The 16919-nt window shown below is 60.3% G+C and carries 19 protein-coding genes; 3 read left to right on the top strand and 16 right to left on the bottom strand.

The window, feature by feature from the left end; translation table 11 throughout:
• The first annotated feature begins 169 nt into the window (after positions 1 to 169).
• Positions 170 to 2071 carry an ABC-F family ATP-binding cassette domain-containing protein gene (locus AC07PT_RS19660; protein ID WP_494657794.1) on the top strand — a complete coding sequence of 634 codons (1902 nt, stop codon included), beginning with the start codon at positions 170 to 172 and terminating at the stop codon, positions 2069 to 2071.
• Between the two features lie 66 nt (positions 2072 to 2137).
• Here the strand turns inward: AC07PT_RS19660 and AC07PT_RS19655 are convergent, their stop codons facing one another.
• The 7 genes from AC07PT_RS19655 to AC07PT_RS19625 all read right to left on the bottom strand — a co-directional run bounded on the left by AC07PT_RS19655 (position 2138) and on the right by AC07PT_RS19625 (position 8627).
• Positions 2138 to 3253 (bottom strand): protein-glutamate methylesterase/protein-glutamine glutaminase, encoded by a 1116-nt coding sequence (locus AC07PT_RS19655; protein ID WP_494657793.1) that lies wholly within the window; start codon positions 3251 to 3253, stop codon positions 2138 to 2140.
• 29 nt (positions 3254 to 3282) lie between these two features.
• Positions 3283 to 3993, bottom strand: coding sequence for a chemoreceptor glutamine deamidase CheD (gene cheD, locus AC07PT_RS19650; RefSeq protein WP_492349167.1), 711 nt, complete (start codon positions 3991 to 3993; stop codon positions 3283 to 3285).
• Between the two features lie 69 nt (positions 3994 to 4062).
• Positions 4063 to 4899: a CheR family methyltransferase gene (locus AC07PT_RS19645; protein ID WP_492349318.1), complete on the bottom strand. Its 837-nt coding sequence runs from the start codon at positions 4897 to 4899 to the stop codon at positions 4063 to 4065.
• A 142-nt stretch (positions 4900 to 5041) separates the two neighbouring features.
• Entirely contained in the window at positions 5042 to 5527 is a 486-nt protein-coding gene (locus AC07PT_RS19640; protein WP_027476347.1) for a chemotaxis protein CheW, read from the bottom strand.
• A 27-nt stretch (positions 5528 to 5554) separates the two neighbouring features.
• Positions 5555 to 7723, bottom strand: coding sequence for a chemotaxis protein CheW (locus AC07PT_RS19635; RefSeq protein ID WP_494657792.1), 2169 nt, complete (start codon positions 7721 to 7723; stop codon positions 5555 to 5557).
• A 39-nt stretch (positions 7724 to 7762) separates the two neighbouring features.
• Positions 7763 to 8125: a response regulator gene (locus AC07PT_RS19630; protein WP_027476349.1), complete on the bottom strand. Its 363-nt coding sequence runs from the start codon at positions 8123 to 8125 to the stop codon at positions 7763 to 7765.
• A gap of 55 nt (positions 8126 to 8180) precedes the next feature.
• Complete coding sequence (locus AC07PT_RS19625; protein ID WP_492349169.1) at positions 8181 to 8627, bottom strand: hypothetical protein; 447 nt, start codon at positions 8625 to 8627, stop codon at positions 8181 to 8183.
• A 204-nt stretch (positions 8628 to 8831) separates the two neighbouring features.
• On the opposite strand from AC07PT_RS19625, the gene AC07PT_RS19620 reads away from it, so the two are divergent.
• Entirely contained in the window at positions 8832 to 9959 is a 1128-nt protein-coding gene (locus tag AC07PT_RS19620) for a hybrid sensor histidine kinase/response regulator (protein WP_492349170.1), read from the top strand.
• Positions 9956 to 10585, top strand: a complete 630-nt coding sequence (locus tag AC07PT_RS19615; RefSeq protein WP_492349171.1) for a response regulator — start codon at positions 9956 to 9958, stop codon at positions 10583 to 10585. The genes AC07PT_RS19620 and AC07PT_RS19615 overlap by 4 nt, the downstream gene beginning before the upstream one ends.
• A gap of 37 nt (positions 10586 to 10622) precedes the next feature.
• Here the strand turns inward: AC07PT_RS19615 and fliR are convergent, their stop codons facing one another.
• The 9 genes from fliR to fliJ form a co-directional block, all read right to left on the bottom strand.
• Entirely contained in the window at positions 10623 to 11390 is a 768-nt protein-coding gene (fliR, locus tag AC07PT_RS19610) for a flagellar biosynthetic protein FliR (RefSeq protein ID WP_492349172.1), read from the bottom strand.
• A 2-nt stretch (positions 11391 to 11392) separates the two neighbouring features.
• On the bottom strand, positions 11393 to 11662 hold the full coding sequence (gene fliQ / locus AC07PT_RS19605; protein WP_492349173.1) for a flagellar biosynthesis protein FliQ: 270 nt from the start codon (positions 11660 to 11662) through the stop codon (positions 11393 to 11395).
• Between the two features lie 23 nt (positions 11663 to 11685).
• Entirely contained in the window at positions 11686 to 12396 is a 711-nt protein-coding gene (gene fliP / locus AC07PT_RS19600) for a flagellar type III secretion system pore protein FliP (RefSeq protein ID WP_492349319.1), read from the bottom strand.
• An 85-nt stretch (positions 12397 to 12481) separates the two neighbouring features.
• Positions 12482 to 12832: a FliO/MopB family protein gene (locus tag AC07PT_RS19595; RefSeq protein WP_494657791.1), complete on the bottom strand. Its 351-nt coding sequence runs from the start codon at positions 12830 to 12832 to the stop codon at positions 12482 to 12484.
• A gap of 4 nt (positions 12833 to 12836) precedes the next feature.
• Positions 12837 to 13277, bottom strand: coding sequence for a flagellar motor switch protein FliN (gene fliN / locus AC07PT_RS19590; protein ID WP_492349175.1), 441 nt, complete (start codon positions 13275 to 13277; stop codon positions 12837 to 12839).
• Positions 13267 to 14271 (bottom strand): flagellar motor switch protein FliM, encoded by a 1005-nt coding sequence (gene fliM, locus AC07PT_RS19585; protein ID WP_027476357.1) that lies wholly within the window; start codon positions 14269 to 14271, stop codon positions 13267 to 13269. The genes fliN and fliM overlap by 11 nt, the downstream gene beginning before the upstream one ends.
• Positions 14272 to 14280: 9 nt before the next feature.
• Complete coding sequence (locus AC07PT_RS19580; protein ID WP_494657790.1) at positions 14281 to 14838, bottom strand: flagellar basal body-associated FliL family protein; 558 nt, start codon at positions 14836 to 14838, stop codon at positions 14281 to 14283.
• 189 nt (positions 14839 to 15027) lie between these two features.
• On the bottom strand, positions 15028 to 16443 hold the full coding sequence (locus AC07PT_RS19575; protein ID WP_494657789.1) for a flagellar hook-length control protein FliK: 1416 nt from the start codon (positions 16441 to 16443) through the stop codon (positions 15028 to 15030).
• A gap of 11 nt (positions 16444 to 16454) precedes the next feature.
• Positions 16455 to 16907, bottom strand: a complete 453-nt coding sequence (fliJ, locus tag AC07PT_RS19570) for a flagellar export protein FliJ (protein WP_492349178.1) — start codon at positions 16905 to 16907, stop codon at positions 16455 to 16457.
• Positions 16908 to 16919 lie beyond the last annotated feature (12 nt).

Below are 16919 nucleotides of genomic sequence, written 5' to 3'. Positions count from 1 at the left end.
CCCAGCCACCTCGCTAAGCACTGTTCTGTGCAGTCGAGCCCGCTAGTATACACAAAAAATCAGGCCCGAAACAAGAGTGGCTTCCCGGAAGCTTCTGCTGCGATCTTCGGCCGAACTAGCCCGCCGGGGAAGGGCACGCAACAGCAAGGGCGCCGATAATCTGTGCCCAATGGCACTCCTAACCTTACTTGACGCCCACTTGGCGTTTGGGCACGTCGCTTTGCTCGATGGCGCCACCTTTTCTCTTGAATCGACCGAGCGCGTTGGCTTGATCGGTCGTAACGGAGCTGGCAAATCTTCACTGCTGAAGATCCTTGGCGGGCTTGAAAAACCCGACGACGGCTTACTCCAAGTGCAGCAAGGGCTCCGAATCGCCTACGTGGCCCAAGAACCCCTTCTTGAACCCGATCACTCCGTATTCGAGGCTGCGAGCGTTGGACTGTCTACGGTCATCGCACTAAGAGACCAGTATTTGTCTGGCGCCGAGGGCGTTGATCTCGACGCACTGCAATCCCAGATCGAGGCCTATGACGCATGGAATTGGGAACAGCGCGTCGAGGAAACTTTAGATCGCTTGCATCTTGCCCCTGATGCGAAAGTTGGCACTCTTTCTGGGGGGACAAAGAAGCGGGTTGCCTTGGCACAGGCGCTCGTCGCCAAACCTGACGTACTTCTGCTGGATGAGCCCACCAACCACTTGGATCTGGATTCGATCGAGTGGCTGGAAGGGCTGCTGAAAGAGTTCAAAGGAAGCGTCGTCACGATCACACACGACCGGACGTTCCTCGACCAGGTCGCCACCCGCATCGTTGAGCTGGATCGAGGCCACCTGCGCTCCTATCCAGGCAATTTTGCTCAGTATCTCCTCCAGAAGGAGGAACAACTGGCCCAGGAGGCTGTCATTGCGGCCAAGGCAGACAAGCTCCTGGCTCAAGAGGAGGTCTGGATTCGCAAAGGCGTTGAGGCCCGCCGGACTCGCAGCCAAAGCCGCATCGGACGCCTTGAAAAGCTGCGGGCCCAGCGAAGTGCGCGTCGCGAAGCCCTGGGGAGTGTGCGAATGGATGTGGCTTCTGGGCTGCCGTCTGGCAAGCTCGTTGCCGAACTGGCTCATGTCACCAAATCCTTCGGAGAGCGAACCGTCGTGCGTGATTTCACGGGGACGATTTTGCGTGGCGATAAAGTGGGGCTGATTGGGCCCAATGGTGCTGGCAAATCGACCTTGTTGAAAATGATTCTGGGCGAGCTACAGCCCGATACAGGAACAGTTCGGCAGGGTGCCAATCTTCAGGTGGCCTACTACGATCAAATGAGACAAGCGATTGACTTGGACGCGACCTTGGCCGACTTCATCAGCCCAGGCAGCGAGTGGATCGAAATCGGTCAGCAGCGCAAGCATGTCAAGAGCTACCTGGGCGATTTCCTGTTCTCTCCAGCCCGCGCCAACTCTCCGGTACGCACGCTGTCTGGCGGCGAGCGCAACCGCTTGTTGCTGGCCCGGCTGTTCGCCCGCCCCACCAATGTGTTGGTTCTGGACGAGCCGACCAACGACCTGGACATTGATACCCTGGAACTGCTGGAGGACCTGCTCCAGAACTTTGATGGCACTGTCTTCCTGGTCAGCCACGACCGGACTTTTCTGGACAACGTGGTCACCAGCACCATCGCCTGGGAAGGTGAAGGCCAATGGCGAGAATACGAAGGCAGTGTGCAAGACTGGCTGATCCAGTCCCAACGATCGCGGCAGATCTTGGCCAGTGCGGCCAAGGAGGCTGGCAAAACAGCCCCCGTGAAGAATGAACCTGCCGCCGCCGAAGCCTCGGTGAGCAGCGCTCCGGTTCAGCAGGTGGCCGCTCGGCGCAAACTCAGCTACAAAGAACAAAGGGAGTTGGATGCCCTGCCTGCATTGATCGAGCAGTTGGAAACAGAACAATCAGCCTTGCTCGCTGCATTGGCCGACGGGCAACTTTATGCCAACGATCCAGCCAAGGCCACGCAACTCACCCAGCGCAATGCGGAAATCGAAGAAGCCCTGATGAATGCCTTGGAACGCTGGGAGACATTGTCGAACTGAAACACCGACCACGCCCTTCGGCGTGACTGACCAACAGTTCACGCCGTCGTCATCGCCTAACCCAACTCAAATGCGGTGATGCAGCCGATCGGTGGTACCACCCAATCGGGCCAGCAATGCCCCAGCGATCTTGTCGAGTGACAAGACCTCATCTGCAGCGCCGTGTGCAATGGCCTCACGAGGCATGCCGAACACGATGCAGCTGGCTTCGTCCTGCACATAGTTGTAGCTACCGGCATCCTTCATTTCGCGCATGGCCTTGGCACCGTCGTTGCCCATTCCGGTCAACATGATGCCAAAGGCATTGCGCCCCACCACTGACGCAGCCGATTTGAACAAGACTTCAACCGAGGGCTTGTGCCGGTTCACCGGCTCCGTGTCTTCAACCACGGCGACGTAGTTGGCACCGCTGCGATCAATGCGGAACTGGCGTCCGCCCGGGGCGATGTAGGCGTGACCGGGCAGAATTCGTTCACCGTTCGAAGCCTCCTTGACGGTGATCTGGCAAAGGCCGTTGAGCCGTGCTGCAAAACTGGTGGTGAAGCCTGGCGGCATGTGCTGGGTGATCACGATCGCAGGAGAGTCCGCGGGCATGCGCACCAGGATCTCCTTGATGGCCTCGGTTCCCCCTGTGGAGGCCCCAATGAAAATGATCTTTTCAGTAGACAAGCGCCCGAGCAAAGTCGGGGCGGGACGGGCTGGTGTGGCACTTGCTGCGCCGCCAGACGGCGCCTGCACGGCACCAGCCACATGCAGGTCCTGATGCCCCCGATGAACATGCGCCACCGACGCCACACGGATTTTGTCAACGATCTGATTGGCCAATTCATTGATGCCGTTGGCCAGCCCGACACGGGGCTTGGCCACGAAATCCACGGCGCCCAACTCCAGTGCCCTCAAGGTCACCTCAGCGCCTTTTTCAGTCAGCGTCGAAATCATCACGACCGGCATGGGTCGCAAGCGCATCAGGCGCCCCAGGAAGTCGATCCCATCCATTCGAGGCATTTCAACATCCAGGGTGATCACGTCCGGATTCAACTCCCGGATCATCTCCCGAGCGATCAGCGGATCGTTGGCCGTCCCCACACATTCCATGTCGCGCTGCCGGTTGATGATCTCGGACAACAAGCTGCGAACCAGCGCCGAATCATCCACCACCACCACTCGGATTTTTTTTGACATCCCCATTTTTCTCTTCTATCCCATCGAAATCAGAACAGATCCACAGAACCACCGGCCGTGGTTTGCACCACCGTCGCCACGTTGCCGCGCTTTTCCTGCGCCATGGTTTCGGGATGGGCGTGGGCCAGCCTCTTGACCATGGCTTTGCCCGTGACCGGGAAGAAACAGACCTTGCGTGGGTAGATATCCAACACGTCCTCGGAAACCACCGGGATGCGCTCAGTCTGCAAGTAGTCACGCACGAACTTGGTGTTGCGCTCCCCCACATTCATGGTTGTGAAATTGGCCATCACAGCACCACCACCAAAGATCTTCGCCTGCATGGTCTCCCGTCGGGCACCTTGCTTCATCAATTCGTTGATCAGCAATTCCATCGCGTACGAACCATAGCGACCCGATGAATCCCCGCCTTCGCCTTCTGGCAGCATGAAGTGGTTCATCCCCCCGACCAGAGAGCGACTGTCCCAGATGCAGGCGGCAATGCACGACCCCAGCACCGTCATAATCACCAGGTTTTCATCGGCCACGAAGTACTCACCGGGCAACACCTTGACGGCGTTGTACTGGAAATGGTGATCGAAGTAGAAGAAACTGGCCTCCCCTGCTTTGCGGGATTTCAGCTTGAGCTCCTCCAATGTCGAGGTCCGCGCCCCATTGGCCCCCGCCGTGTTGTAGGCGTTGGGCGACACAGGTTGAATGCGTGGCGCCTGTCGCCGATCAACGCCGGCCGGCAAGGGCATGCCGCGAGGCGATGGGAACGGGTTGTTTGGCGTAAGTGTCATGGTCGACAAATCATGAATGGGTTGGCGTCACCGACGCTCATAGACCGTCTTGCCACGCAAGGTGAACAGGTCACGCGACTCACTGAAGTTCTCGGCATGCCCGACAAACAACATTCCACCGGGTTTGAGCACGCGATGAATTCGCTCCAACACCTTACGTTGGGTCGGTGCATCAAAGTAGATCATCACGTTGCGGCAAAAAACCACATCAAAAGGTTCCTTGAACGGCCAGTCATCGCGGATCAGATTGACGCTCAGAAACTCGATGGCTTTTCGCAGTTCAGGCTTCACCCGAATCAGGCCCGCGTTGGAATCCTTGCCGCGCATGAAAAAGCGCTGCAATCGCTCCTGTGTCAGGCCCTTGAGGTTGTCGAGCCGATAAACACCCTGGGCTGCCGACGCCAGCACCTTGGAGTCGATGTCACTGGCGGTCAGCTTGAACTGAGCGTTGTTGCCCAGCGTCTCAAAGGCCGTCATCACAATCGAGTAAGGTTCTTCCCCCGTCGACGCCGCGTTGCACCAAACCTTCCAAGGCGAACCAGTAGGCCGTGATTTAAGGTGGGCTGCAAAAATCTCGAAATGGTGTTGTTCACGGAAGAACGCCGTCAGATTGGTCGTCAAGGCATTGACGAACTCCTGCCATTCGGGACCATCATGCGTTTCCAACCAACTCAGGTAGTCACGAAAACTAGTGTGCCCGGTTTCGCGCAGGCGCCGCGAGAGACGGCTATAGACCATCGCATGCTTGCCATCGTGAAGGTTGATGCCAGCGCGCTGGTAGATCAGCGACTGCACCCGCGAGAAGTCCGCATCGGTCCAGACGAACTCTCGTCCTTGCATGACCGGGCCATTGGTGGCGGGCATGGCCGGCGCCTTGTCTTTGACAGAGGAACTTCCGGCATCAACTCGGTGCATGCTGGACATCATTGGGCATCCTTATCTGCGAGCACACCCCAAGCGGGAAGATGACTCGCCGAGGCAGTCTCAAACGGGAACAAAGAAAGGCTCAAATGGCCGCCACCAAACCCATGTCCACACCCGACATCAGCTTCTCGATGTCCAGCAGGATCAGCATCCGCTCACCCACCGAACCCAGACCCAGAATGCAACCGTTGTCGATCACGCTCTCAATGTCTGGTGCAGCCTTGATGTTGTCGGGCGACAACTCCATCACATCGCTCACCGAATCCACCACGATACCCACCACACGGGTGCGCAGGTTCAGGATGATCACCACCGTGAAGTTGTTGTACTCAGCGTTGGCACAGTTGAACTTCAGACGCATGTCCACAATGGGCACGATCGTGCCGCGGAGGTTCACAACACCCTTGATGAATTCAGGGGCATTGGCAATGCGTGTCGGGGGCTCATAGCCCCGGATTTCCTGCACCTTCAGGATGTCGATCCCGTACTCCTCCTGATCCAGGCGAAAGGTCAGGTACTCACGAGCACCGGCCGGGGCACCTTCAGAAGTTTTACCGATCACACTCATGATGTTCTCCTTCAAAGACTCACAGACTCAATGACGAGCGCGCCGCACCAGGCCCGCCGTATCCAGGATCAAGGCCACCTTGCCGTCGCCCAGGATGGTGGCACCCGACACGTTTGGAACCTTGCGGTAATTGGTTTCCAGGTTCTTCACCACCACCTGATGCTGGCCCAGCAGTTCATCCACCAACAGCGCCACACGGCTGCCCTCGGCCTCGACCACCACCATGATGCTGCTGCTCTTCTCGAAATCGAAGCGCGGCACCTGGAAAACCTTCTCCAACTCGATCACCGGCATGTACTCTTCACGCACCTTGACCAGCTGCGAGCCCTGCGCAACGGTGCTGACAGAGTCGTCATTCACCTGGAAGGACTCCACCACCGACGACAAGGGCAGGATGTAGACCTCGTCGCCGACCCCCACCGACATGCCATCCATGATGGCCAGCGTCAGCGGCAGACGCACCGACACCTTCATGCCGTAGCCTTCGGCCGAATCGATCTCCACCGTGCCATTCAGGGCCAGGATGTTCTTCTTCACCACATCCATGCCGACGCCGCGGCCAGACACATCGGTCACCACCTCAGCGGTCGAGAAGCCCGGGGCAAAAATCAGCTGCCAAACATCGGCATCACTCATCTGGTCGGAAACATCCAGGCCACGCTCACGCGCCTTGCCCAAAATTTTCTCGCGCGACAGGCCTCGTCCGTCATCGCGCACCTCGATCACGATCGAGCCACCCTGGTGTGCCGCAGACAATGTGATGGTGCCCTGAGCCGACTTGCCTTTGGCCAGACGCTCCTCGGGCAACTCGATGCCATGGTCGCAACTGTTGCGAACCAGGTGGGTCAGCGGATCAGTGATCTTTTCCACCAGTCCCTTGTCCAGCTCAGTGGCCTCGCCCTGGGTGATCAGGTCCACCTTCTTGCCCAGTTTGTTGGCCAGGTCACGCAACATCCGCGGGAAGCGGCTGAACACGATGGACATGGGGATCATGCGGATCGACATGACCGATTCCTGCAGGTCGCGGGTGTTTCGGTCAAGATCGGCCAAGCCGGCCAGCAACTGCTGGTTGAGAGCCGGGTCCAGGCTGCGGCTGTTTTGCGCCAACATCGCCTGAGTGATCACCAGTTCGCCCACCAGGTTGATCAGTTGATCCACCTTGTTCACCGCCACACGGATCGTCGCGGCCTCCAATTGAGCCTGCGTATGGGCTTTGGGCTCGGCAGCCTTGGCAGGCACAGATGACTTGACCACCTCGGTCTCGACCACCTTCGCCACCGGTGCTGCAGCCGCTTCCGGAACACCGGGCGCGCCGGCAAAGAAACCGAAGCCCGAAGCGGGTGCCGGCGAAGCCGATGCGGACGGCACCACGGCCGGGGGTTCTACCGGATCGAACAATCCAAAGCCAGGGATTTCCGGCGCAGGTGCCGCCGCAGGTGCTGCGGCCAAGTCACGGATCTTGACCTGATCCTTGGCCACATGGAAGACAAACAAATCCAGCAACTCGTCATCCGATGAAGCTGTTTCCACGGCAAAAACGCGCAGGTCCGCCTGCGAGCTCGGGCGTGCCTCGATGGTGCCCAAACCAGGGATATCGCGGAACAACTCCGGGATGGCGTCGGCCTGTTCCGGACGACCCAAGGGGCCGATCACGATCTCAAGCGAACGGATCCCACCCGCTGCTGCGGTCGCAGGGGCTGCAACAGGTGCCGGCGCCGCCACGGGTGCTGGCGCCGCTGCGGCCACCGGTGCGGGCGCGGGTGCCGCAGGTACACCACCCGAGGCCAGTTCACTGATACGCCGCACCAAGTCTTCGGTGGACGGAGGCGTTCCTTCTCCACCCGCCTGATGCACTGCCAACAGCCCGCGGGAGGCGTCAGCCGACTCCAGCAGAACGTCCACCATCTGGGGAATCGGCTTCAACTCACGCCGGCGCAACTTGTCCAGCAGAGATTCCATGTGATGGGTCAACTCGGCCACATCGGAGAAACCGAACGTCGCAGCCCCCCCCTTGATCGAATGGGCGCAACGGAAGATGCCGTTGAGCTCTTCGTCATCGGCACTGGCCAGATCCAACTCCAGAAGCATCTGCTCCATCAAGTCAAGATTCTCACCAGCTTCCTCAAAGAAAATTTGATAAAACTGACTAAGATCAAAGTCCGCACCAGAACTTCCACCGTCATGCACTTCAGCCATGCCTTGCTCCTGAAAACGTCAACTGAAGAAAGTGTCCGGTCATCGAATGACCTTCTGGATGACTTCGATCAAGCGATTGGGGTCAAATGGTTTGACCAACCAGCCGGTCGCGCCTGCACTGCGCCCCGCCTGTTTCATCTGGTCACTCGACTCGGTGGTCAGAATCAAGATAGGAATGGTCTTGAATTTGGGATGCTCACGCAACTTACGCGTCAGGCCGATGCCATCCAACCGGGGCATGTTCTGGTCGGCCAGAACCAGGTCGATGTGGTGGGTTTGAGCCTTTTCAAAAGCGTCTTGACCATCCACGGCCTCCACCACGTTGTACCCAGCACCCGTCAAGGTGAAGGACACCATCTTGCGCATGGACGGAGAGTCATCAACGGCGAGAATCGATTGCATTTAAGGCTCCAGCAACTATATTTATCAGCTTGGTTAGGGGGAACAGGCGCGGGCGTCAGAAAAGGTCGATCGACCCTGCGTCCATTTCGCTCTGAGTGACGGGATTTGGCCGCTCCGGCATCTGATCGGCATAAGGCGCAGCTTCTTCGCCCTCGTCATTGCCCATGGATTCGGAGGCCAGTCGGAATGCGCATCCTTGCAGGATCTTGGTGGTGTGCGTGATCAACTGGGTCGCCATGTCATGGAACTGCAGTTCCGTGACCGCACTTTTCAGTGCATCTCGCACCCGACCTATCGATTCCGAACTCGCCACATCCAACTCGGACAGACTCTGATTGGCCACACCAAAGCGATCCAACAGATTGTCAGCCGCATGGTTGAGCAAGCCTTCAAGGCGGTGTAGGTCATGCATCACCACCAACAATGAATCTTGTATCTCGGCCACCGCCATGACGGGGAGGTGAACAGCCGGTTCGTTGGAATTTTCTAGCGCTGGTTGCATTTTTTCTCCGTCGCCACGACACACTTTCTAGCGTTTGCAATTCACCGTTACTGCCAAAGCATTTTGCAATAGGCGCATGACCTGCGCCCGATCAAGACCACAAAAAAGCCAGGCGGCAGCCCTGATTTTGCGAAAAAGCTGCGCAAACTGCACCCCGGACATACACCCATGAAGATGATCATGCGTGCTCTATCATATTGAGCTATGCCTCACGAATCGACCGGCCCATCGCTGCGCATCCTTCATCTGGAAGACTCCCCAGTCGACCATGACCTGGCTCGACTGGCCCTGCAGCGCGCCGGCCTGCAGTTTTCCATTGAGCGCGTCGACACCCTGGAAGACTTTGACCGGGCCCTGGCCTCCCGCCCCGACATCGTTCTGGCTGACTACCAATTGCCTGGCTTCAACGCACTGGATGCCTGGCAGCATGTGCAAAAAGCAGGCCTGGCCAGTCAGATGCCGGTGATCCTGCTTTCAGGCGCCATCGGTGAGACAGCCGCCGTGCAAGCCATTCAACAAGGCATCAGCGACTACCTGCTCAAGGACAGCATCGGCAAGCTGGCGCACACCATCACCCGGGCACTTGAAATCCACCAGGCCCATCGCGAACGAGAACATGCGGCACGCGAATTGGCGGCCTCGCAGCAAAGGCTGGCCGAGTTGGCGGAACACTTGCAAAGCTCGATCGAACAAGAGCGCAGCGCGATCGCGCGCGAGATCCACGACGACATCGGCGGCGCCCTCACCGCCGTGAAGTTCGACTTGGCCTGGCTGAGCCGACACAGCACCAGCGAACCCATGGACGCCCATATCCGAGCGGCCTCGGACATGCTCCAGCACGCCCTGGGCGCCAGCCAGCGCATCATGCTGAACCTGCGCCCACCCATCCTGGATCAAGGTTTGGTGCCTGCCCTGCAATGGCTGGCAGACAGTTTCTCCCGCCGCACCGGCATTCCGGCACGCCTGCAGGCACGCCTTGAGGGAGGCACCAGCAGCCGGGCATCGCGCGACGTCCAGTTGGTGGCCTACCGAACCGCCCAGGAATCCCTGACCAACATCACGAAATACGCTCAATGCAGCCGGGTCGACATCGATATTGCCGAAGACCGGGCTGCCTTGACCCTGGAAGTCTCGGACAATGGCCGGGGCATTCAGGGCGACGAACTCGAAAAGCCCAAGTCGTTCGGCCTCAAAGGTTTGCAGGAGCGCGCCAGAATGGCCGGTGGCTGGCTGGACATCAGCAGCCAGCCCGGGCGTGGCACCGCGATCACGCTCACGGTTCCCATGGACGATGCGCCCGACCAGCCCCCCAACGAAGAGGACAACCCATGATCCGCGTGATGCTTTGCGACGACCATGCCATGCTGCGCCGCGGCATCCGCGACACACTGGCAGAGGCCGTGGACATCCAGGTCACGGCCGAGGCCGGAAGCTACCCTGAATTGCGCGAAGCCCTGCGCAACTCCCCTTGCGACGTGCTGCTGCTGGACCTGAACATGCCGGGCCGAGGGGGCCTGGAGGTGCTCGCCAGCCTGAAGGAAACCCACCCTGAGATCAAGGTGCTGATTGTCTCGATGTACCCGGAGGATCAGTACGCGCTGCGATGCCTCAAGGCCGGGGCCCAGGGCTACCTGAACAAGGCGGGCGACCCTGAAGACCTGATCAAGGCGGTGCGCACCGTGATGGAGGGTCGCAAGCACCTCACGCCCGAAGTGGCCCAGTTGCTGGCCGACAGCCTGTCGCGCCCCGCCCATGAGGCGCCCCACGCCACCTTGTCCGAGCGCGAGCTGCAAACCCTGTTGAAGATTGCCTCGGGCAAGCGCCTGTCTGACATTGCCGAAGAGCTGATGCTCAGCCCCAAGACCGTCAGCGTGTACAGAACCCGGGTGCTGGAAAAGCTGAGCCTCAGCAACAATGCGGAACTGACGGTCTACGCGATACGCAACAACCTGGTCTGACCCACCCCGCAGGCTCGGCGGTGGATCCGCAAGCGCCCTAATGCACCCCGAACAGGTCCATGACGCGCTCCAGCAAGGCCAGCACCGGTTGATCCAGCATCGGGGTGATCAGCGATACGCCCAGCAAACCGATGCTGAGCGTGACCGGAAACCCCACCGAGAAGATGTTCATCTGGGGCGCCACGCGCGAGATCACCCCCAGCATCAGGTTGACGAACAACAGCAACCCGATCACCGGCAAGGCAATCCACAGAGCGCTCGCAAACAGATCCGCCCCGAGTTGATACAGCTTCAATTGCGCCAGGGCCTCCAGGAAGTTGCCATCGGCCGGGAACGCCTCAAAGCTTTTGATCACCGCCATCAACAGCATCAAGTGCCCGTTGATCACCACAAACAGCAAAGTGGCGATGTTGCCCATGAAAGACGACACCGCGCTGGATTGCCGACTGGTCATGGGGTCAAAGAAAGACGCGAAGCTCAGGCCCATCTGCAGGCCAATCAGTTCACCGGCCAACTCGACACAGCCAAACACCAGGCGCGCCGCAAAACCAATCGCCAGGCCCACCCCCACCTGCTGCAGCACCGCGCCCAGTGCCTGGGAGCTGTTGACCGAGATCATGGGTTGATCCACCAACACGGCCTGGGCTGACAAAGCCACCAAAAAAGCCAGCCCGATCTTGGCCCGCATGGGGATCGAGCGCACCGAATAGACCGGCGCCACCGAGAACATGGCCAGGACGCGCAGAAAAGGCCACAGGATCGGGGATATCCAGGCGACGATCTGCGCCTCGGAAAACGAGATCACGCCTAGCCCGCCATGGTCGGGATCGACTCGATCATGCGTCGCAGATAGTCCACCAGCGTGGTCAGCATCCAGGGCCCGCCCACCAGAAACACCGCCACCGCTGCCAACAACTTGGGGACAAAGGTGAGCGTGGTCTCATGGATTTGCGTGATGGCCTGAAACACACTCACCACCAGGCCCACCACCATCACCACCAACAAGATAGGCAGCGACACCAGCAACATCAACTCCATCGCTTCGCGCCCGATGGTCAGCACCATTTGAGAATTCACAAACGTCCCTCTCTGTTGGCGCGTCAGTTCGCAAAACTGGCCGCAAGCGAGCCAATCATGAGGTTCCAGCCGTCGGCCAACACGAACAGCATCAGTTTGAACGGCAAGGCCACCAGCACGGGGGACAGCATCATCATGCCCAGCGACATCAGGATGCTGGAGACCACCATGTCGATCACCAGGAAGGGGATGAAGATCATGAACCCGATCTGGAACGCGGTCTTGAGCTCACTGGTGGCAAAGGCGGGCACCAGAATGCGCAAGGGCGCCGTCTCGGCCGTGACGCTGGGGTCCAGCTTGGCCAGACGGGCGAACAGCGCAAAATCAGACTGTCGAGTCTGCTTCAACATGAACTGCCGGATGGGCGGGTCAGCCTTGGCCATGGCTTGCTCAAAACTGATGGCATTGGTGCTGTAGGGCTGGTAGGCCTCTTCGTAAATGCGATCGAAGGTAGGCCCCATCACAAAAAAGGTCAGGAACAGCGACAAACCCACCACCACCTGGTTCGGTGGAGCGGATTGCGTTCCCATCGCCTGCCGCAGCAAGGACAGCACAATCACAATGCGCGTGAAGCCCGTCATCATCAGCAGAATGGCTGGCAGGAACGAGAGCGCCGTGAAAAACAGCAAGGTCTGGATGGGCACCGAAAAACTGGTGCCGCCACTGCCGGACCCCACCAACAGCGGTAACTGCCCGGCGGGCTGCGCCTGCGCGCACCAGGGCAACAAACCCATCAACGCCAGCGCCACGCTCGCCAACACCCCCACCCGGCCCAGACATGAAGCCCGCAGGCGCTGGGCGCGGATCAAGCCCTTCCAATCAATGCCCATCGTTCGCCGATCCAGCAGGTGAAGCGGCGAGTGCCGCGGCAAAATTGGCAGGCGCAGCCGCATTGGATGCAGTTCCTGACGCAAGCACCGGAAAGCTTTGCAGACAGGTGACTTGCTGGGCGGTCACGCCCAGCACAAGCCAGGTCCGCGCGTGGCTTGGACCGACCTCAACCGTCACCACCCGCTGCTGAGGCCCCACGGCCACGCTGGAGATCAGGTCCGAGGACAGCCAAGCCCCACCAGCCTTGCCACGTTGCAGGCGCTGCAACCAGCGCAGCCCCCAGGGGAGCAAAGCCAGCAAGCCCACCAGCAAGGCCAAAGGCCCGATTGATTGCCACATGTCTCTATCCCTTGCTCACGCGACGCAGGCGCTCGGACGGCGTGACCACGTCGGTCAGGCGGATACCGAACTTGTCGTTCACCACCACCACCTCGCCCTGCGCAATCAGGTAGCCGTTCACCAACACGTCCATGGGCTCACCCGCCAAAGCATCAAGTTCAACAACCGACCCCTGGGCCAACTGCAGGATGTACTTGATGGGCACCTTGGTGCGGCCCAACTCCACCGACAACTGCACAGGGATGTCCAGCACCATGTTGATGTCGTTGAGCGAGCCATCGCCACCTGTCGAGCCGCCGTAGGACGAACGCATGGGCTCGCCACCCGACAAGGGACCGCCGGGCTCATGCACCGGGCCGTCATCGGCACGCTTCTGCTCTTCCAGCGCCTCGGCCCAGCCGGCCATGGGATCGTCGGCTGGATCCTGGTTTTCTTCAGACGACATTCTTATCTCCAATCCAGTTCAGATCGTGGCTGCGCAGGCATTCCTCGATCCGGATCGCATACTTTGAGTTGTGAGTGCCGTATTGACACTCGAAAATCGGCACACCGCCAATCGAGGCGCGGATGCGCGGCTGGCGGTCCAGCTCGATGAAATCACCCGGCTTCATGGCCAACAATTGTTCCACGGTAGCGTCGGCCCGCGCCAGCTCGGCCACCAGAGTCACTTCGGCCGCCTGGATTTCTCGTGTCAGCACCTTCACCCATCGGCGGTCCACTTCAATCGAGTCGCCCTGGGTCGAGGAATACAGCACGTCACGAATCGGCTCCAGGGTCGCATAGGGCATGCACAGGTGGATGGCCCCCGACAGCTCGCCGATTTCCAGTTGGAACGCGGTGGACACCACGATCTCACTGGGCGTGGCGATGTTGGCAAACTGGGGTTGCATTTCCGAACGCTGATACTCCAGCTCCAGCGGGTAGATGCCCTGCCAGGCTTTCTTGTATTCCGTGCAGATCACATCCACCAGCCGATTGATCACGCGCTGCTCGGTCGGGGAGAAATCCCGCCCTTCGATGCGGGTCTGGAACTTGCCGACCCCGCCATACAGGGTGTCGATGATGCCAAACACCAACGCCGGCTCGCACACGATCAAGCCGCTGCCACGCAAGGGGCGGATGGCCACAATGTTGAAATTGGTGGGCACAGCCAGCTCGCGCAGGAAGGCGCTGTAGCGTTGCACGGCCACGGTGCCCACCGAAATCTCGGGGCTGCGGCGGATGAAGTTGAACAGGCCGATCCGGAAGTTGCGGGCAAAGCGCTCGTTGACGATTTCCATCGTCGGCATGCGCCCACGAACAATCCGCTCCTGGCTGGAGATGTCGTAGCTGCGAACCGCCCCCGCTTCGGGGATGTCCTCGACAATCTTCTGGCTCTCGCCCGTGACACCTTCCAGAAGCGCATCGACTTCTTCCTGGGAGAGAAAGGATTCGCTCATGAAGGCTCCTTACTGGACGATGAAGTTGGAAAACAGCACGGCTGTGAGCGGGCTCTCAGGTCGTTTAGCCTTCTTCTTTTTCTTGGCCTTGGGAGACTCCTCCTCTTCGTCCTCAGGCTCGAAACCCAGGATGCGCGAGGACTCCTTGAGGACTTCGCCGGCCAATTTTTCCTTGCCATCGGTGGTCAGCAACTCTTCCGACGTGCGCTGGGAGGTCTGGCGCAAAATCATGTCGCGGATCTTGGGCAGATAGGCCTTGACCTGATCAGCCGCGTGAGCGTCCTCGATCTCGAAAGTGACACCGATCTGGGCAAACCTGTCGCCCCCCGGGTCGGCCAGGTTGACCACCATGTTCTCGAGCGGCAGATAGGTGGGCGCCACCTTCTTGGAGTCGTGCGAAGCCGACGCGGCTGGCTTTTCGTCGCCGTCCTCGTCCACGTTCTTTTTCATGAGCAAAAAGTAACCGGCACCACCACCGCCCAGCAACAGCACGGCCGCGGCGATGATGATGATCATCTTTTTGCTTTTGGGCTTTTCCTTGGCATCGGCTGCGGGAGCATCAGACACGTTGTTTCCTTCCGGCGATCACCCCACTGCACGCCGGGACGGCTCACAGTAGATGCATGTTGGGGATTATTGGGTCAATCGAGCCCAATAATAGCCAGAATAGAAGCCCAAAAATGGGGTTAAACAGGTTCAAGCCACGGTGTCAGGGCACCTGATTCGACCTGCGGCAGGCCAAACCTGGCACCAGACTCAAACAAACAGATCGAGCGTGCGGTTGGTACTGACGGATCGCCGCACCACGGTGGCCGGGCCGTCATCAGCCGGCGAGGCCGCGCCTCGCGCGCCCACTCGACGGATGCCCGAGGTGGCGCTCCCGTCTTGACGGGGCGACGACGGAGAGCTGTCCGACTGGGCACTGCCCGCGCCCACGGACGCGCCGGCCAAGACCAGGCCCTCGCCCTGCAGCAGGGTTTTCAGCTCTGGCAAGGCCCCATTGAGCATGTCGCGCGTGGCGGCCTGGTCGGAACGGAAGGCCACGCTGGCCTCATTGCCATTCATGGAAATGCTCACGGCCACGGGCTGTCCGTTTCCACCATCCAGGGTCAACTCGGCAGACTGGCGCTTCTGGTGGATCCAGTAGCTGACCTGCTCAGCAACCACCTCCTCCGAGCTGCGCGCATTGGAGTCGTTCAGGCCCCCCCCCGCCGCACCGGCCGTGGCAGCACTCACCCCCAGGTTCTGGCTTCGGTCCTGCCCATCAGAAAAAGGCTGCAGACTGGCACTTTGCCGGTCATCCTGCGCCTGCACCGATTTGTGCTCGCTGGATGAACTCTGATCCGCCCCGGTCAGGCGGCCCAGCAGTTTGCCAGCCTCCTCGGCGGCAGCCGTCAAGGGGGTGTTGTCCATCAGGCGGGTGGCCATGTCTTTGAAATCAACATCGGCTTTGGCCAAGGGCACCAGGTTGCCAGCGCTGCCGGCATCCGTGGTCAAGGCAGCCTTGCCGACCTCCGTACCGCCACCGGCCTGCGCCTGCAATTGAGCCAGCATGTCGCGATGCCCCTTGCGCGCCAGAGCACCCGACTCCAGCGAAACCCGCCCCGCGTCACCCACCGCACTGCCTCCGGTGGCGGAAGCCCCCGCCACGCCAGCGTCCTTTTGCGCCGCCGCAGCCATTTGCGCCAACACGGCCGGGTCGGTCGTGGCCTTGGTCACATCGGCCCCAGCCGCCATGCCCCCAGGCAGCCCCGCGCCGGCACCCGTCCCGTTCGCCACGGTCTTGGCATCCGCTGTGGCGCCTGTCGCAGCCTGGCGAGCAGATTCGGCCAACAAAGCCATTTGAGAAACCAGATCCGTGGGCAAAGCCCCATCCGTTGGGGTCAAGGCGTCGGTGCCGTCATCCACCCCTTTCACTCCGGGCTTGCGCCGGGCCTGGCCTGGCCCACCCGCCAGCAGCGCCCCAAGATCACCGGCCCCATCCATCCCCGAGGCCGCCGACGCATCTGTGCCATCGGTCAAGGCCGTCGAAAAATCATCGAGCAGTCCGGTGAATCCGGCACCAGCGCCTGCTGCCAACTTGCCATGCCCTCTGGCGTGGCTGGCACTGGCCGATGCGTTAGCCGGTGCATTGGCCGACGTGCTGCTGGATTTGACTTGTTCTACGCTCATGGTCTACCTCGTCAGGCTGTGGGCTGAATCTTCAGGCGGTGGCGTGATGCAGCCAACTCATCCACCTCTTTCTGTTCACGGCGCTGCAAAAGCAGCGCCGCATCGTGCTGACGGCGCTGCACCACCTGGCGCAGGCTCACGAGGCGCAATTCGGCCTGGGTCAGCTCGCGCTCGGCGTCCTGCACCATCTGGTCATGGCGCGCCATCTGGCTTTTCTGCAATTCAATGGTCTGGTCGAGCCGGGCCATGAACTGCCGGTGATGAAACATCACCTCCGGCGCGATGCCCAGTTGGCCCCGGATCAACCACCGCTGCTCGGTCTCACCCGAGTAGCCGGTCAGTTGGTCCATTTGCTGCTGTGCCCGCAGTCGGGCCTGGCGAGCCTGGGCCAGGCGCTGGACGGCGGCATCACGCAAACGCGTCGCCTGTTCCATGGCCACCTGCAATCCGTGAGACGCTGCCATCGTGTTGCTCCT

The sequence above is a fragment of the Curvibacter sp. GW821-FHT09D12 genome, from assembly GCF_059416245.1.
Note: the sequence above shows the minus strand (reverse complement) of the source record. Positions and strands in the feature narration are given on the sequence as shown.

What these genes read in the sequence shown, in the direction of transcription:
- AC07PT_RS19660 (WP_494657794.1), top strand. Translation starts at nt 170, where the DNA reads ATGGCACTCCTAACCTTACTTGACGCCCACTTGGCGTTTGGGCACGTC.
- AC07PT_RS19655 (WP_494657793.1), bottom strand. Translation starts at nt 3,253, where the DNA reads ATGTCAAAAAAAATCCGAGTGGTGGTGGTGGATGATTCGGCGCTGGTT.
- cheD (WP_492349167.1), bottom strand. Translation starts at nt 3,993, where the DNA reads ATGCCCTTGCCGGCCGGCGTTGATCGGCGACAGGCGCCACGCATTCAA.
- AC07PT_RS19645 (WP_492349318.1), bottom strand. Translation starts at nt 4,899, where the DNA reads ATGCCCGCCACCAATGGCCCGGTCATGCAAGGACGAGAGTTCGTCTGG.
- AC07PT_RS19640 (WP_027476347.1), bottom strand. Translation starts at nt 5,527, where the DNA reads ATGAGTGTGATCGGTAAAACTTCTGAAGGTGCCCCGGCCGGTGCTCGT.
- AC07PT_RS19635 (WP_494657792.1), bottom strand. Translation starts at nt 7,723, where the DNA reads ATGGCTGAAGTGCATGACGGTGGAAGTTCTGGTGCGGACTTTGATCTT.
- AC07PT_RS19630 (WP_027476349.1), bottom strand. Translation starts at nt 8,125, where the DNA reads ATGCAATCGATTCTCGCCGTTGATGACTCTCCGTCCATGCGCAAGATG.
- AC07PT_RS19625 (WP_492349169.1), bottom strand. Translation starts at nt 8,627, where the DNA reads ATGCAACCAGCGCTAGAAAATTCCAACGAACCGGCTGTTCACCTCCCC.
- AC07PT_RS19620 (WP_492349170.1), top strand. Translation starts at nt 8,832, where the DNA reads ATGCCTCACGAATCGACCGGCCCATCGCTGCGCATCCTTCATCTGGAA.
- AC07PT_RS19615 (WP_492349171.1), top strand. Translation starts at nt 9,956, where the DNA reads ATGATCCGCGTGATGCTTTGCGACGACCATGCCATGCTGCGCCGCGGC.
- fliP (WP_492349319.1), bottom strand. Translation starts at nt 12,396, where the DNA reads ATGGGTTTGTTGCCCTGGTGCGCGCAGGCGCAGCCCGCCGGGCAGTTA.
- AC07PT_RS19595 (WP_494657791.1), bottom strand. Translation starts at nt 12,832, where the DNA reads ATGTGGCAATCAATCGGGCCTTTGGCCTTGCTGGTGGGCTTGCTGGCT.
- fliN (WP_492349175.1), bottom strand. Translation starts at nt 13,277, where the DNA reads ATGTCGTCTGAAGAAAACCAGGATCCAGCCGACGATCCCATGGCCGGC.
- fliM (WP_027476357.1), bottom strand. Translation starts at nt 14,271, where the DNA reads ATGAGCGAATCCTTTCTCTCCCAGGAAGAAGTCGATGCGCTTCTGGAA.
- AC07PT_RS19575 (WP_494657789.1), bottom strand. Translation starts at nt 16,443, where the DNA reads ATGAGCGTAGAACAAGTCAAATCCAGCAGCACGTCGGCCAATGCACCG.
- fliJ (WP_492349178.1), bottom strand. Translation starts at nt 16,907, where the DNA reads ATGGCAGCGTCTCACGGATTGCAGGTGGCCATGGAACAGGCGACGCGT.